Origin of the sequence: Pseudomonas mediterranea CFBP 5447 (assembly GCF_000774145.1) — a bacterium.
GTDB classification, from domain to species: domain Bacteria; phylum Pseudomonadota; class Gammaproteobacteria; order Pseudomonadales; family Pseudomonadaceae; genus Aquipseudomonas; species Aquipseudomonas mediterranea.
Window position 1 is genome coordinate 135,238 of sequence record NZ_KN322982.1, and the last position, 15,205, is coordinate 150,442.

Below are 15,205 nucleotides of genomic sequence, written 5' to 3' on the forward strand. Positions count from 1 at the left end.
GTGATGCCATGAAAGCCAAGCCTCCGGCCTGTCCGGTGCCCGCCGCGCAAACACCCGCGCCCAGCGCCAGCCAGAGCTATCACTACAGCAACCTGGACCACGCCCAAACGCAGAGCACGGAGCTCGCCGAGGAAGTGGCGTTGGCGATCGCCTATAACGGCATCAGCCAGGCCGTCATGCTGGTCACACCCACCGATCTTGAGGATTTCATCGTCGGTTTCAGCCTGGGCAGCGGCATCATCACCGATCCATCGGACATCTATGACCTGCAACTGAGCGGCACCGGCTCGGCACAATATGCCCAGGTGACCATCGCCAACCGTGCCTTCTGGAACCTCAAGCAACAGCGCCGGCAACTGGCCGGTACCAGTGGCTGCGGGCTCTGCGGCGTGGAAGCCGTGGAACAGGCGTTGCCGGACCTGAAAGTGCTGCCCGGCGCAGCGCTGCCCCCTGCACAGTGGCTCGATGGCCTGCGTCAGCGGATCGGCCAGTTCCAACCCTTGGGCCAGCACTGCGGCGCGGTACACGCGGCGCTGTTCATGAATGGCCAGGGCGAATTGCTGCTGGGCCGCGAAGACATCGGCCGTCACAACGCCCTCGACAAACTGATCGGCGCCTTGGTCCGCCAACAGATTCCGATGACCGATGGCGTGGCGATCGTGACCAGTCGCTGCAGCCTCGAACTGATCCAGAAAGTGTTGCGGGCCGGTATCCAGACCTTGGTCAGTCTGTCGTCGCCCACCGGCCTTGCCGTGCAGTGGGCCCGCAAACACAACCTCAATCTTATCCACCTGCCGCAAAAAAGTGCGCCGCGGGTCTACAGCCCTGCGATGGAGAAACACGCGTGAGCAAGCATCAACAAGCCAACCAGAAACCCGCACCGCGCTATAAGCCCTACAAAGGCCCGGCCGGTGGTTGGGGGGCGCTGATCAGCGTTACCCAGGCCTGGCTGACCAGCGATAACGCGCTGAAAAACCTCCGCATGATGCTCAAGACCAACCAGAACGGCGGCTTCGACTGCCCGGGCTGTGCCTGGGGCGACTCGCCGGAAAGCGGCATGGTCAAGTTCTGCGAAAACGGCGCCAAGGCGGTGAACTGGGAAGCGACCAAACGCCGTGTCGATGCTGCATTTTTCGCCCGGCACAGCGTCACGGCATTGCTGGAGCAGAGCGACTACTGGCTCGAATACCAGGGCCGCCTGACCGAGCCTATGAGCTACGACGCCGAGACCGATCGCTACAAGCCCATCAGCTGGGAAGCGGCGTTTGCCCTCATCGGCAAGCACCTGAAAGGGCTGTCCAGCCCGAACCAGGCCGAGTTCTACACTTCCGGCCGGGCCAGCAACGAAGCGGCCTACCTGTATCAATTGTTCGTGCGCGCTTTCGGCACCAACAACTTCCCCGACTGCTCGAACATGTGCCACGAGGCCAGCGGTGTGGCGCTGTCCCAGAGTGTCGGCGTAGGCAAGGGCACGGTGACGTTCGACGATTTCGAGCACTCCGACGCGATTTTCGTCTGGGGCCAGAACCCGGGGACCAACCACCCAAGAATGCTCGAGCCACTGCGCGAAGCAGTGAAGCGCGGTGCCCAGGTGGTCTGCATCAACCCACTCAAGGAACGTGGCCTGGAGCGCTTCCAGCATCCGCAGAACCCGTTCGAGATGCTCACCAACGGCAACAAACCCACCAACACCGCGTTTTTCCGTCCGGCCCTGGGCGGCGACATGGCCATCTTGCGCGGCATGGCGAAATTCCTGCTGCAATGGGAACGTGAAGCGCAAAAAACCGGCGCTCCCGCCGTGTTCGACCACGCGTTTCTCAACGAGCACAGTGCCAACGTGCTGGAATACCTGGCCGTGGTCGACGACACCTCATGGGAGCAGATCGTCGAGCAATCGGGCCTGCCCCTGGTGGAGATCGAGCAGGCGGCACGCATGTACGCCAACAGCAAGAACGTGATCATGTGCTGGGCGATGGGTATCACCCAGCATCGCCACTCGGTGGCGACCATCCAGGAAATCGCCAACCTGATGATGCTGCGTGGCAATATCGGCCGACCCGGCGCGGGCCTGTGCCCGGTTCGGGGCCACAGCAACGTGCAGGGCGACCGGACCATGGGAATCAACGAGCGCCCACCCGCAGCGTTTCTCGACACACTGGAGCGGCGCTTCCAATTCAAGGTACCGCGGGAGAACGGCCACAACGTGGTGGAGGCGATCCATGCCATGGCCGCGGGCCAGGCGAGAGTCTTCATCGGTCTGGGCGGCAACTTCGCCCAGGCTACCCCGGACAGTCACCGGACTTTCCAGGCCCTGAGCAACTGCGATCTGACCGTACAGATCAGCACCAAGCTCAACCGCAGCCACCTGGCCCATGGGAAGGAAGCGTTGATTCTGCCGTGCCTGGGTCGCACCGACATCGACCGGCAAGCCGCCGGCTCGCAAGCGGTTACCGTGGAAGACTCCTTCAGCATGGTCCACGCCTCCAATGGGCAATTGGAACCCCTGTCCAACCAGATGCGTTCCGAGCCCTGGATCATTGCCGGCATGGCCGCCGCCACCCTGGGTGAGCGTCCGGTGGATTGGAGCTGGCTGGTGGCCGACTACAACCGCATCCGCGACCTGATCGCCGACACCATTCCCGGCTTCAAGGACTTCAACGAGAAATTGCACAACCCCGGCGGCTTCTACCTGGGCAACAGCGCCAGCGTACGTCGCTGGAGCACCCCTTCGGGCCGCGCCAACTTCAAGCCCAACCGGTTACCGGCTGATCTGGTGCATGAGCGCACCCGCGCCACCGGTCAGCTGCCGGACCTGATTCTGCAATCCATGCGCTCCCACGACCAGTACAACACCACCATCTACGGCCTCAACGACCGTTATCGTGGCGTGAAAGGCCAGCGTGACGTGTTGTTCGTCAATGAAGCCGACATTATTCGCCTGGGCTTCAAGCCAGGACAGAAGGCCGATATCGTCTCGCTCTGGGATGACGGTCGCGAGCGGCGGGTCAAAGGGTTTACCCTGCTGGCATTCGACATTCCTGCCGGGCAGGCCGCAGCCTACTACCCGGAAGTCAATCCATTGGTGCCGCTGGAAAGCACTGGCGACGAAAGCGATACCCCAACCTCGAAGTTCGTGGCAATCCGTCTGGAAGCAGCGAGCGAGGATGGGTTAATCCTGGCCAAATCGGCCTGACCGTCGCTTTTCATTCGCCCACAAAAAAGGCCGTTTTTCATAGAAAACGGCCTGTCCGAAGTAGCTAAAGACCGGCGCAAATACATTAAGTTCCGCCCATAAAACAATAACTTAGAGAATTGTGCACAAGTCGTGTTACTCGTCGGATTTCGATTGTCACCAAGCGAAGCCAGCCTCAGGATCGCGCCGTCATCCCTTTGAGGCTCCTCTATGAAGTTCTCCTCCATTCTCTTGTTGTCCCTCGGCCTGGTCAGTGGCGTCGCGTCTGCCGGCGGTACCGCCGAAGCGGGTGTCGGCGGCGCATTGGGCGGGGTTTTGGGTTCGGTCGTCGGCCAGTCCCTGGGCGGCAATACCGGTTCGACCATCGGTGCGGCCCTGGGCGGCGCGGGCGGTAGTGCCGTCGGCGCGGACAAGCACAGCCGCGGCGAAGCGGCGATCGGCGGCGCGCTGGGTGCGGCCGGCGGTAACGTGGTCGGCCGTAGCGTCGGTGGCAGCACCGGCAGCCTGATCGGTGCAGCAGCAGGCGGTGGCGCCGGCGGTGCACTGGGTAACTACATGGGCAAGGACGATGACGACGATCGTCGCTATGAAGGTCGCCGTGGTGACCGCCGCTACTACCGTGACGGCCATCCAGGTCGCGGCCATGCCTATGGGCATCGCAAGCATCACCGCTACTACCGCGACTAACCAAGCGGACTGATACCCGCTGGATCTGAAGATCGCAGCCTACCGCTCCCCGGAGGCTGCGATTTTTCGTTTCAAACCGCCAACCGCTCCAGGGCCGCACGCAACCGATCCGGAATCGCCACCGGCCGATTCGACGCCCGGTCCACGAACACGTGCACGAAGCGCCCCGCAGCGCAGGCCTCTTCCTCCCCCGCCTTGAAGACCGCCAGTTCATATTGCACCGAACTGCTACCCAGCTTCCCGACCCGCAGGCCCACTTCAATTCGCTCGGGGAATGCGATGGACGCAAAGTAATCGCAGGCCGAACTCACCACGAACGCCACGACCTCCCCACCCTGGATGTCCAGGCCGCCGACCTCGATCAGGTAGGTGTTCACCGCCGTATCGAAGAAGCTGTAGTAGGTGACATTGTTGACGTGACCGTACACGTCGTTGTCATGCCAGCGCGTAGTGATGGCTTGCAGATGAGGGTATTCGGTACGTTGGGGCATCAGTTTCCCTTTTCGGTTGTCAGTGATCGTTGCGAGATGGCTACCGTTGCGCGAATCCCTTGCCCTGCGCCGCCAGCTCCCCGATCAGGCGCGCAGGTCTCCACTGGTCTCCCTGCTTCGTCTCGAGCTCCAGCAATCGCGCGTGGATATCCTCAAGCCCTTGCCGGTCAGCCCAGGCCATCGGACCGCCCTTGTCCGCCGGAAACCCGTAGCCGTTGAGGTACACCAGATCGATGTCGTGGGCCGACTCGGCAATGCCTTCCTGGAGGATCTTCGCCCCCTCGTTGACCAGTGCCAGCAGGCACCGCTCGAGAATTTCCCCGCTGTCGATCTCCCGACGCTGAAAACCCAGTTCTTCACTGACCCGCTGCACCAGCGCATCGACTTCCACGTCATGCTCGGCCTGCCGGCTGCCGGGCTCGTAGTGATAGTACCCGTTGCCGCTTTTCTGGCCGAACCGCCCGAGTTCGCACAGGCGATTGTCCACCTGCACCTCGGGCACATCCTGGCCTTTGCCGGCCAGTTCCCGCGCCCGCCACTCCAGGTCGATCCCGACCACGTCGTACATCCGGAACGGCCCCATGGCGAAGCCGAAACCCTGCAACGCCGCATCGACCTGATGGGGAAAGGCGCCCTCCAGCAACATTTTGCGAGCTTCCAGCACATAAGGGTGAAGCATCCGGTTGCCGATGAAGCCGTGGCAATTGCCCGACACCACACTGACCTTGCCCATGCGGCTGCCCAATGCGAGGGCGGTGTCCAGCACCGCTCTGGAGGTCTGTGCGCCGCGCACGATTTCCAACAGTTTCATGATGTGCGCCGGACTGAAGAAATGCAGCCCCAGGACCTGGCTTGGGCGGCGCGTGACGGCGGAAATGGCGTCGATATCCAGGGCCGACGTGTTGCTCGCCAGAATAGCCTCAGGCTTGAGCAGGCCATCCAGCTCGCGGAAAATCTGCTGTTTGAGTTCAAGGTTCTCATACACCGCTTCGATCACCAGGTCCACGTCATGGATCGCCGCGTAATCGCCGGCCCTGGTCACCCTGGCGATCCGAGCATCGGCTTCACCCTGGTCGATACGGCCCTGGCGCACGCCATGGGCATAGGTCTCGGCCACGGCGGCCAGCGCCTGTTCGAGCATCTGCGGGTTATTGTCGACCCACCGCACCGTCACGCCGGCATTGGCCAGGCACATCACGATGCCCCGCCCCATGGTGCCTGCACCGATCACGGCGGCGTGCTCAATCATCTGGCTCATGTCTGCTCTCTCGTCGGCGACCCAAAGACAGCCTTCACCTTAGTCAGCCGCCGACTGTTTTTGAAATTTATTCGTGTGATGGGCGGCATTCAGCGGATGGATGCTGCCCACAGGTGTCTCTTGCGGATGTTGCCCTTGAGACGGCCATGGCTGCGCTTTCCCTTGCCACGAGGTGATACAAATCCGGGCACTTTGATGCCTCGTTCCAGCATCGTTCGCGGGTTAAGGTGCACCGTCAATTCACGCGCTACATCGGGCCAGGAGGCCCGGTGATCCAGAGCCCAGTTCAAGGACCGAACCATGCCACACCCGTTTTCCGCGCTACGCACCCTGGCCATCATGTCAGCGTCACTGCTGGCCGGCTGCCTGACCATTCCTGAGCAACCCGGCGTGGAACCGGCCGTGTTCGAAACCCCCGAGTATCTCGCGCAACGAGGCCTGTCCGTCGTAAAGGCTTCGGCTTTGTATGCACGTGGCGGCACCGGCCAGGACATGACCGTGGCGCTGGTCGACTCGGGACTCAACGCCCACCTGCAAGAGTTCGAAGGCAGGTTGGCCGATCCGGGATACGACTATGTCGAGGATCGTCCCGGCACAGTCGACCGCATCGGCCACGGCACCCAGATGGCGGGCATCCTCGCCGCCAACAAGGACAATCAGGGCATGCACGGGATCGCCTTCAACGCCCGGCTGATCCCCTTTCGCTTCGGCGACGACAACGAGCCGTTTTTCTTCGACAGCGAAATTGCCCGCTCCTGGCAAAGTGGCTTCGACAAGGGCGCCCGCCTGTTCAATAACTCGTGGGCCAACGCCATCCCCGCAACCGAAATCACCGAATCACGTTACAACCAGGTAATGCCCGACTCACTGGGCGTTGCCCGAAGGCTGGTATCGGAAGGCGCCGTGTTTGTCTTTCCGACCGGCAACGAACTCAAGCGCGAGCCCCTGGCCGAACCAGGTTTGCCAGCGGCATTGCCTGAGCTGGAAAAAGGCTGGATCGCGGTCGTTGCACTGAAGAACGATGGCAGTGCCATCAACGGCAAATCCAATTATTGCGGGGTTGCGGCAGCCTGGTGCATCGCCGTTCCCGGTGGGGACGCAGGTGCTCAGGCAGGCCTGCTCACCGTTGCCAGGGATGGACGTTACGTACACACCGCCGGCACCTCTCCGGCAGCCGCGCTGGTCACCGGCGCACTGGCTGCGCTGCAGAGCCGTTATCCACAACTCAGTCCGCAGCAGGTACGTGAGCACCTGCTGGCGACAAGCAATCGCACGGGTATCTACGCCAACAGCGAGGCCTATGGGCGAGGCTTGATGGACCTTGAAGCGGCTTCTGCACGCCCCCCAGCATCATTGGTTGATTGATCAACTTTCAAAGGGAAAAACCATGTCGCTTAAACTGACCATCCTCTCCGCCATGACCGCGTCTCTATTGTTGGCCGGATGTATGAAAATCCCCGAAATACCGCCACTGCTTGCCCACTGTAAAGCCCCGAGCATGACGCCTGCGATCACTTCACTGCCTGGCTGACCTGTGCAACGACAGGTATCTCAGCAAGTGTCTGATGATAGGGCTGTGATCTATTACGGCCTTATCAGAAGCGGCCTACCGCTTCTTGAGCCATGCCTACAGAGCCTGTGTAGGACCTAACGGAGATTTACGCGGAAAACAGGACAACGAGCAAGCATCAGGAATAAGGCCCTCATCGAGCGTCAGACGCCGGTAAACGTCCTACGCAACCTGTCCCTCCAGGCCATATTGCGATCCCTGAATAAAGCTCTCTATAGTCCACGGCGCGATTCAAACGTCGTACCGAAGAGGCTCAAATGCAACCGTCCAACCCGCCTGTCGAGCAATACCAGCGGCTCAATAGCACACCTGTCCTGATCATCGACACCGAGGCCGATCTCCAGCATCTCTGCGACGCCGCCGCCCAACGCATCCAAGCCTCCAGCAACCTGCTCGAAACCCTGCATTGCCTTTGCTTCGAGCATGCCGATGTAAAGGACATCCCCAGCATCGTCCATGCGCTTTATCTGTTGGTTCAGGACGGCAGCGAACTGCTGGAGGTGGTACGGCAGCGATTGCGCTAGGCATCAGGGTCTGCGGAACGGACGTGCGCAAGGGATGGACACGGATGAGCGCCCATAAAAAAACCGCCCCGAAGGGCGGTTTTCTATTCGCGGACCAAACCTTACAGCTGCGGACCAGCAGCCTTGATCGCGTCGCTCACTTCGAACTTCTTGAAGTTCTCGATGAACAGGCTGGCCAAGGCCTTGGCGGCCTCGTCGTAGGCAGCCTTGTCGCCCCAGGTGTTGCGTGGGTTCAACAGGCCGGTCTCGACGCCTGGAACGGCCAACGGCACGTCCAGATTGATGATGTCCAGGTGTTCGGTTTCGGCACCAATCAGCGCACCGCTCTGGATCGCTGCGATCACCGCACGGGTGGTCGGGATGTTGAAGCGTTTGCCGACACCGTAGCCACCGCCGGTCCAGCCGGTGTTGACCAGGTAGACCTTGGAGCCGAAGCCACGGATACGCTTGATCAGCAGCTCCGCGTATTCACCGGCCGGACGCGGGAAGAACGGTGCGCCGAAGCAGGTGGAGAAGGTCGACTTGATGCCGCTGCCCGAACCCATTTCGGTCGAGCCTACCAACGCGGTGTAACCCGACAGGAAGTGGTAGGCGGCTTGTTCTTCGCTGAGGATCGACACGGGTGGCAGCACGCCGGTCAGGTCGCAGGTCAGGAAGATCACGGCGTTAGGCTCGCCACCGAGGTTTTTCGGCGCGCGTTTTTCGATCAGCTCGCGCGGGTAGGCGGCGCGGCTGTTCTGGGTCAGGCTGTCGTCGGCGTAGTCGGCTTTCTTGGTGACCGGATCCAGGACGACGTTTTCCAGCACGGCACCGTGCTGGATGGCTTTCCAGATCACCGGCTCGTTCTTCTCGGACAGGTCGATGCACTTGGCATAGCAACCGCCTTCGATGTTGAAGACCACACCCACGCCCCAGCCGTGCTCGTCGTCGCCGATCAGGTAGCGGCTTTCGTCGGCGGACAGGGTGGTCTTGCCGGTACCCGACAGGCCGAAGAACAGGGTCACATCGCCCTCTTCGCCCATGTTCGCGGCGCAGTGCATCGGCAGTACGTCAACCGCCGGCAGCAGGAAGTTCTGGACGGAGAACAGGGCTTTCTTCATTTCACCGGCGTAGCGCATGCCGGCGATGAGGACTTTCTTGGCCGCGAAGTTGATGATCACGGTACCGTCGGAGTTGGTGCCGTCACGCGCAGGCTCGCAAACGAAGTTCGGCGCGTTGAGGATCTGCCATTCATCCTTGCCGCCGGCGTTGTATTGCTCGGGGTTGATGAACAGGCAACGACCGAACAAATTGTGCCAGGCCGTTTCGGTGGTCATCTTGACCGGCAGGTAGTGCGCAGGATCGGAACCTACATGGACGTGGGATACGAAACGCTCGCGCTCGCCCAGATAGGCTTCAACGCGGCTCCACAAGGCATCGAACTTGTCGGCCGGGAACTTGCGGTTGATCGGGCCCCAGGCAATGGCGTTCTGGGTGGTCGGTTCTTCTACGATGAAACGGTCGGCTGGCGAGCGACCGGTACGATGACCGGTACGAACAACCAGCGCGCCAGTATCGGCAAGCTCGCCTTCACCGCGATTCAGGGCTTCTTTGACCAGATCATCGACACTCAGATCGGTGTACACGGCGTTATTGGCTTGCGTCATGTGGTTCCCCATCGGCCCTTGGCCGAGTGCTCCAAACGTTTTGTAGTAGGAAGTCGCGCACTACTACCCGAAAAAAGTGGGCCGGATTATGCCAGAAAAGCCCAAAAAGAGTAGGGCCCTCCCGTCAGTACGGCGTAAATCCGGCGTTTGTCAGGAGATTTACCTGCACTGAACCGATTCAGTGACGAGTATCTGACGGTGCCTCGACACCCGCTCCGGCGAACAATTGGGCAACGTCCGCCCCATCGAACAGGTAGCGCTCATTGCAAAACTGACAATCGATCTCGATGGCGCCGCCATGCTCGATGACCAGTTGCTGCGCATCTTCCAGACCCAGACTGACCAGCGCATTGCCGGATCGTTCACGAGAGCAACTGCATTGGAAGCGCAGCGGCAACTCGTCGAACAGCCGCACGGCTTCTTCATGATAGAGACGATGCAAGACCGTTTCGTTGTCCAGGCTCAGCAATTCATCGGCGCTCAAGGTGCTGGCCAGAGCGGTGACGTGCTGCCAGCTGGCCTCACGTTCTTCCGAATCACGAATACGGTCGACGGGTAATTGTTGCAGCAGCAGGCCGCGGGCGCGCCGCCCGTCGGCAAAGAGCCAGAACCTGGTGTTGGTCTGCTGGGACATGACGAAGTAATTGGTGAAACATTCAGCCAGGGAATCGCCGTCGAGATCGACAATGCCCTGGTAGCGCTTGCCATGGGTCGGATCGACCGTCAGGGCCAGCACACCCTCTGGCATCAGGTCGGCCAGCGTCGCACCTGGGGCGATCTGATCGGCGTGATAGCGGGCCAGGCCTCGGATCTCGCGCTCGCTGGAGCATTCGATCATCAGCATCGGAACCGGCCCTTCGGAGCGGGCCTGGAGGATCAGCAAGCCATCGAATTTCAACGTGCCGATCAACAGCGACGCCGCCGCCATCAACTCACCGAGCAATTGCGCGACCGGCTCCGGATAGGGGTGCTTGGCAAGGACTTCGGCATAGCTACGCTCCAACGCCACCATTTCGCCACGAGCGTCGATGTCATCAAAGATGAAACGTTGGGTGCAGTCGTTATCCGGTAAATCAGTCATAAGGATCGGTATCTGAGGTGATGGCAAAGGATGTCGAACATTTTATGGGCATTCGAGGGTGGTTCCAAGCAAGGGAGGGATTGGGGCTGGACGGCCACACCGTTCGTAGCCCCCAACACCTACCTGTGGCGAGGGGATTTATCCCCACTGGGGCGCGCAGCGGCCCTGTCTTTTTGGGGCCGCTACGCAGCCCAGCGGGGATAAATCCCCTCGCCACAGATAGATCCTCCCAGCCATCGCCGATTACGCCGGGAGCACCTTTATTCGCTGTTGCTGCCGCGAAACTTGAACAGGTCCCGACGCTGTTTCTTGCTCGGCTTGCCGTCGGTACTGACGCCCAGGGCACCGGCCTTGCGTTGGGCCGCGGCGGCTTCGCGCCGGGCGATGCTGGCTTCGGTTTCGCGATACAGGGTCTGCGCTTCGGGCGCCCCACGCCGCACGATCGACAACGCTTCGACCATTACGGTCTTTTCGTCGAACCCGGCGCGAATGACGTACTCATCACCGATGCGCGGCTCTTTGCCCGGTTTGCAACGTTCGCCCCGATGGTGGACCTTGCCGCTTTCGATGGCGGCCTTGGCGAGCGCACGTGTTTTATAGAATCGCGCTGCCCACAACCACTTATCGAGACGGACCTTGTCGTCCTCTTCCTGTTTTTGTGCCACTGCAATTCCTCTTTCTGCCAATAGCCAGAACTGTACTACCGTTTTTGTCGGGCGCACGAATTCGCGCCGACAGATAGAATGCCGACCGAACCGGCCCTTCCGGCAAATCTTGCACTGAAGTCGAGTGCATGAATCAGCCACCCAGGCCACTGGATAACTGTCGCCATTTTGTGATTATTCTGTACGAATGCCGCGACTCGCAGGCTCCCTGATCCGAAGTACCGATCACAGGTTGTTTTTATTGAAGACTTTTGACCATTTGACCGTTGTCGGTCTACGCGAGTGGGTGGCGCTCCCGGATCTGGGGGTCGCGGGCCTACGGGCAAAAATAGACACCGGTGCCAGTACCTCCAGCCTGCACGCCACCGACATCGAGCCATTCGAGCGTGACGGTGAGAAATGGGTACGCTTCACTGCGCACCTGGGCACGGTGGTACAACTGCGTCATCGCCGCTGCGAAGCCCCGCTGGTGGCGCGCAAGACGATCAAAAGCTCCAACGGTCATGCCCAGGTCCGCTACGTGATCAGCACCACGCTGGCACTCGGGGATCGGATCTGGCGGGTCGAGTTCACCCTGGCTTGCCGCAAGTCCATGCGCTATCGCCTGCTGTTGGGTTCCAAGGCCTTGATCGACGGCCAGTTGGTGGTCAATCCAGGCATAAAATACGTTCAAGACAAGCCGGCGTTCCCGGTATCCACTACCCCTGCCACAGGTGTTGCATGAAGATCGCTGTGCTGTCGCGTAATCCGCGTCTGTATTCCACTCGTCGCCTGGTTGAGGCCGGGACAGAGCGTGGCCATGAAATGGTGGTGATCGACACCCTGCGCGCCTATATGAACATCGCCAGCCACAAGCCGCAGATCCACTACCGGGGCCAACCACTGGAAGGGTTCGATGCGGTGATCCCGCGCATCGGTGCATCCGTGACCTTCTATGGCTGCGCCGTGTTGCGCCAGTTCGAAATGATGGGGGTATTCCCTCTCAACGAATCCGTGGCGATCGCCCGCGCCCGGGACAAGCTGCGCTCGCTGCAGTTGCTGTCGCGGCGTGGTATCGGCCTACCGGTCACCGGTTTTGCCCATTCACCCGACGACATTCCCGATCTGATCGCGATGGTCAATGGCGCACCGCTGGTCATCAAGGTACTGGAAGGTACCCAGGGTATTGGCGTGGTCCTGTGCGAAACCGCGACGGCGGCAGAATCGGTGATCGAAGCATTCATGGGCCTCAAGCAGAACATCATGGTCCAGGAATACATCAAGGAAGCCGGCGGCGCGGACATCCGCTGCTTCGTGGTCGGCGACAAGGTCATCGCTTCGATGAAGCGTCAGGCCCGGCCTGGGGAGTTTCGCTCCAACCTGCATCGCGGTGGCAGCGCCAGCCTGATCAAGATCACCCCGGAAGAACGCATGACCGCCCTGCGCGCGGCAAAAGTCATGGGTCTGGCCGTGGCGGGTGTCGACATCCTGCGCTCCAACCACGGCCCGTTGGTGATGGAGGTCAACTCCTCGCCTGGCCTGGAAGGCATCGAGACCACCACGAACAAGAACGTGGCGGGAATCATCATCGAGCATCTGGAAAAAAATGGCGGGCCGAACATGACCCGGACCAAGGGCAAGGGGTAGAGCAGCTGCGAGCTGCGAGCTTCAAGCTTCAAGCAGAAGCAAATCAGCTTGTAGCTTGCCGCTCGTAGCTCGCCGCTGCTTCTATACCGCATCCCTGGGCAACATCAACCCCAACGGCAACCGCACCCGCGCTTCGAGCCCTCCACCGACGCGGTTGCGCAACTCGACGTTGCCGCCGTGCATCGAGGCAATGCGCTTGACGATCGCCAGGCCCAACCCCGTGCCCTTTCCGCCCCGGGCACGGTCGCCACGGGTGAAGGGATTGAAAATGGCTTCCAGCTCCGACGGATCGATGCCGGCGCCACGGTCCATGACGCTCAGCACCACATAGGGCGCATTGGTGTCGCCAGAGACATAGGCCGCCACCTCGACGCCGGCCCCGGCATGGTTCAGGGCGTTGCCGATCAGGTTATTCAGCAGCCGCTTCATCGACACTCGGCGCAACGGGAACGGCTGGATCGGCTCCAACTGCAGGTGCACCTTTTCGTCGCCCTGGTTATAGGGCGCGACCACTTCCCGTACCAACTCGCTGAGGTCCACTTCCTCCACCGACTCATCGCGTCCGTCGCGAATGAACGCCAGGAACTGGTCGAGAATCGCATCCATGTCTTCGATGTCACGGACCATTTCCTGGGTCAGGTCAGTGCGCTCGCCCATCAGCTCCAGCGACAGCCGCAACCGGGTCAGCGGCGTGCGCAGGTCGTGGGAGACCCCGGCGAGCATCAGCTCCCGCTCGCGTCCGGCCTGCTCGACATCCTCGGCCATCTGGTTGAAGGCCCGGTACACCTCGGTCATTTCACTGGGCGTGTCACTGATGGGCAACCGCACGCTACGCCCCTGGCCCAACTGTCGGGCCGCGTAGACCAGGCGTTTCAACGGTTGGTTGAGCTGGCTGACGAAGATCCATGCCGACGCGGTCGACAACAGACCGATGGCCAGGAACCAGCCCAGCACGTTCCAGATTTTCTGGCCGCGCAGGGGATGCGGGTACAACGGCACCTTCAGCCAGCCATCCCCCAGGCTTGGGGCTCGCACCCACAGCGCAGGCGGTGAGTGCATGCGCAAGCGCACCTCGGTATCGGCGCCCAATTCGGCCTGCATCTGCCGTTGATAGATCTCGCTGTAGGGCCAGTGCTGTTCGCCTTCCGGCACACCGGCACCGACCACCCGGATCAGCGTCGCCGCCTCGGCGATCTTCGCCCGATTGGTTTCATCGGCAGCCCAATAGGCCCGCAAGGTCAGGGCAACGCCATGACTGTACTGGCGGTCCACCAGGACATCTTCGTTCATCAGCAGGTAGACCAACGTCAGTGCCTTGGAAAAGAGCACGACGATCAGCACCAGCCAGAGGGTGCGGGAGAAGAAACTCTGGGGGAACCAAACCGGGGTTTTCATGGATAACCGCTACACACTTGCAGGAGCGAGCGATGCTCGCATACTGACGGACCGCGAGTCGCCTGGAAGAAGAACTCAACCTGCCAGGCCACCCGCTCCTACAAATCGCCGATCACTTGCTGGCGGCACCATCCGGCACGAATACATAGCCCACGCCCCAGACGGTCTGGATATAGCGCGGCTTGGAAGGATCGGGCTCGATCATCCGGCGCAGGCGGGAAATCTGTACATCGATGGAGCGCTCCAGCGCATCCCACTCGCGCCCACGGGCCAGGTTCATCAGTTTGTCCCGGGTCAGCGGTTGACGGGCGTTCATCACCAGGGCCTTGAGCACGGCGAACTCGCCGGTGGTCAGCATGTGGATTTCATCGCCACGCTTCAGCTCGCGGGTGGCCAGGGACAACTCGTAGTCGCCGAAGGTCACGCTTTCGTCTTCGCTGCCCGGGGCACCCGGCACCGGGGCCGATTGACGGCGCAGGACCGCTTTGACCCGGGCCATGAGCTCGTCGGGGTTGAACGGCTTGGCCAGGTAATCGTCGGCGCCCAGTTCCAGGCCCTTGATACGGCTCAGCTCGTCGCCCTTGGCAGTGAGCATGATGATCGGGATCTGGTTGTTCGCGCCGCGCAGGCGGCGGCAGGCCGTCAAGCCGTCCTCGCCAGGCAGCATCAGGTCGAGTACCACCAGGTTGAAAACTTCACGGGCCAGCAGCCGATCCATCTGTTCGGTATTGGGTACGGTGCGGGCCCGGTAGCCCTTGCTGACGAAAAAACGCTCCAGCAGGCTGCTCAGCCCCGGGTCGTCGTCAACAATCAGAATTTTTTCGCCTTCAGCAGTTTGTGCAGTGCTGCTCATAGGAAGCTCCTTTGATCTCGGCGCGCATTATGGCCTAGCTGCCGTTATACGCACCGTGTGCATTGTTAGCAGATTTTTCCTCCATCTCCACCCATACGGGTATCGGACCTACAGACCATGACACCCCCGAAGAACGCAACGCTGGTTATAATGCGCGGCCTTTTGTGCCAGGGAATGTCGGATCGTCACCCTCGATGGGGCTTTTTCCCTCTGGCC

Annotated in this window: 14 protein-coding genes; 7 read left to right on the forward strand and 7 right to left on the reverse strand. The window is 61.2% G+C overall.

All coding sequences use genetic code 11. From position 1 onward, the window contains the following. Positions 1 to 8: 8 nt before the first annotated feature. From fdhD to N005_RS04885, 3 genes are all read left to right on the forward strand, one after another. A complete protein-coding gene (fdhD, locus tag N005_RS04875) occupies positions 9 to 848 on the forward strand; it encodes a formate dehydrogenase accessory sulfurtransferase FdhD (RefSeq protein ID WP_047699919.1) in 840 nt (279 codons plus the stop codon). After that, entirely contained in the window at positions 845 to 3,193 is a 2,349-nt protein-coding gene (locus N005_RS04880) for an FdhF/YdeP family oxidoreductase (RefSeq protein ID WP_047699921.1), read from the forward strand. Before fdhD ends, N005_RS04880 begins: the two co-directional genes overlap by 4 nt. 210 nt (positions 3,194 to 3,403) lie before the next feature. Continuing rightward, a complete protein-coding gene (locus N005_RS04885) occupies positions 3,404 to 3,880 on the forward strand; it encodes a glycine zipper domain-containing protein (RefSeq protein WP_047699923.1) in 477 nt (158 codons plus the stop codon). A gap of 71 nt (positions 3,881 to 3,951) precedes the next feature. Here the strand turns inward: N005_RS04885 and N005_RS04890 are convergent, their stop codons facing one another. Together N005_RS04890 and N005_RS04895 are read right to left on the reverse strand one after the other, a co-directional pair. Continuing rightward, the gene (locus N005_RS04890) at positions 3,952 to 4,371 is read right to left on the reverse strand and encodes an acyl-CoA thioesterase (RefSeq protein WP_047699925.1); all 420 of its coding nucleotides are present in this window, start codon (positions 4,369 to 4,371) and stop codon (positions 3,952 to 3,954) included. A 40-nt stretch (positions 4,372 to 4,411) separates the two neighbouring features. Further along, complete coding sequence (locus N005_RS04895; protein ID WP_047699927.1) at positions 4,412 to 5,629, reverse strand: 3-hydroxyacyl-CoA dehydrogenase; 1,218 nt, start codon at positions 5,627 to 5,629, stop codon at positions 4,412 to 4,414. Positions 5,630 to 5,929: 300 nt separating this feature from the next. Between N005_RS04895 and N005_RS04900 the strand changes: the two genes are divergently transcribed. Together N005_RS04900 and N005_RS04905 are read left to right on the forward strand one after the other, a co-directional pair. Continuing rightward, positions 5,930 to 6,994, forward strand: a complete 1,065-nt coding sequence (locus tag N005_RS04900; protein ID WP_047699929.1) for a S8 family peptidase — start codon at positions 5,930 to 5,932, stop codon at positions 6,992 to 6,994. Between the two features lie 462 nt (positions 6,995 to 7,456). After that, a complete protein-coding gene (locus N005_RS04905; protein WP_047699931.1) occupies positions 7,457 to 7,723 on the forward strand; it encodes a hypothetical protein in 267 nt (88 codons plus the stop codon). A 101-nt stretch (positions 7,724 to 7,824) separates the two neighbouring features. Here N005_RS04905 and N005_RS04910 read toward each other — a convergent pair whose 3' ends face one another. From N005_RS04910 to N005_RS04920, 3 genes are all read right to left on the reverse strand, one after another. Further along, a complete protein-coding gene (locus tag N005_RS04910; protein ID WP_047699933.1) occupies positions 7,825 to 9,369 on the reverse strand; it encodes a phosphoenolpyruvate carboxykinase in 1,545 nt (514 codons plus the stop codon). Positions 9,370 to 9,547: 178 nt separating this feature from the next. Next, positions 9,548 to 10,450 (reverse strand): Hsp33 family molecular chaperone HslO, encoded by a 903-nt coding sequence (gene hslO / locus N005_RS04915; protein WP_047699936.1) that lies wholly within the window; start codon positions 10,448 to 10,450, stop codon positions 9,548 to 9,550. A 260-nt stretch (positions 10,451 to 10,710) separates the two neighbouring features. Continuing rightward, positions 10,711 to 11,115, reverse strand: coding sequence for an RNA-binding S4 domain-containing protein (locus tag N005_RS04920; protein WP_047699938.1), 405 nt, complete (start codon positions 11,113 to 11,115; stop codon positions 10,711 to 10,713). 241 nt (positions 11,116 to 11,356) lie between these two features. Here N005_RS04920 and rimB point away from each other — a divergent pair, with 241 nt between their 5' ends. Both rimB and rimK read left to right on the forward strand, forming a co-directional pair. Beyond that, positions 11,357 to 11,839 (forward strand): retropepsin-like aspartic endopeptidase RimB, encoded by a 483-nt coding sequence (rimB, locus tag N005_RS04925; protein ID WP_047700161.1) that lies wholly within the window; start codon positions 11,357 to 11,359, stop codon positions 11,837 to 11,839. Next, a complete protein-coding gene (gene rimK / locus N005_RS04930) occupies positions 11,836 to 12,741 on the forward strand; it encodes a 30S ribosomal protein S6--L-glutamate ligase (RefSeq protein ID WP_047699940.1) in 906 nt (301 codons plus the stop codon). The genes rimB and rimK overlap by 4 nt, the downstream gene beginning before the upstream one ends. Positions 12,742 to 12,822: 81 nt before the next feature. Here the strand turns inward: rimK and N005_RS04935 are convergent, their stop codons facing one another. Both N005_RS04935 and ompR read right to left on the reverse strand, forming a co-directional pair. After that, complete coding sequence (locus tag N005_RS04935; RefSeq protein ID WP_047699941.1) at positions 12,823 to 14,136, reverse strand: ATP-binding protein; 1,314 nt, start codon at positions 14,134 to 14,136, stop codon at positions 12,823 to 12,825. A gap of 112 nt (positions 14,137 to 14,248) precedes the next feature. Then, positions 14,249 to 14,989: an osmolarity response regulator transcription factor OmpR gene (gene ompR / locus N005_RS04940; protein WP_025211284.1), complete on the reverse strand. Its 741-nt coding sequence runs from the start codon at positions 14,987 to 14,989 to the stop codon at positions 14,249 to 14,251. Positions 14,990 to 15,205: the final 216 nt, after the last annotated feature.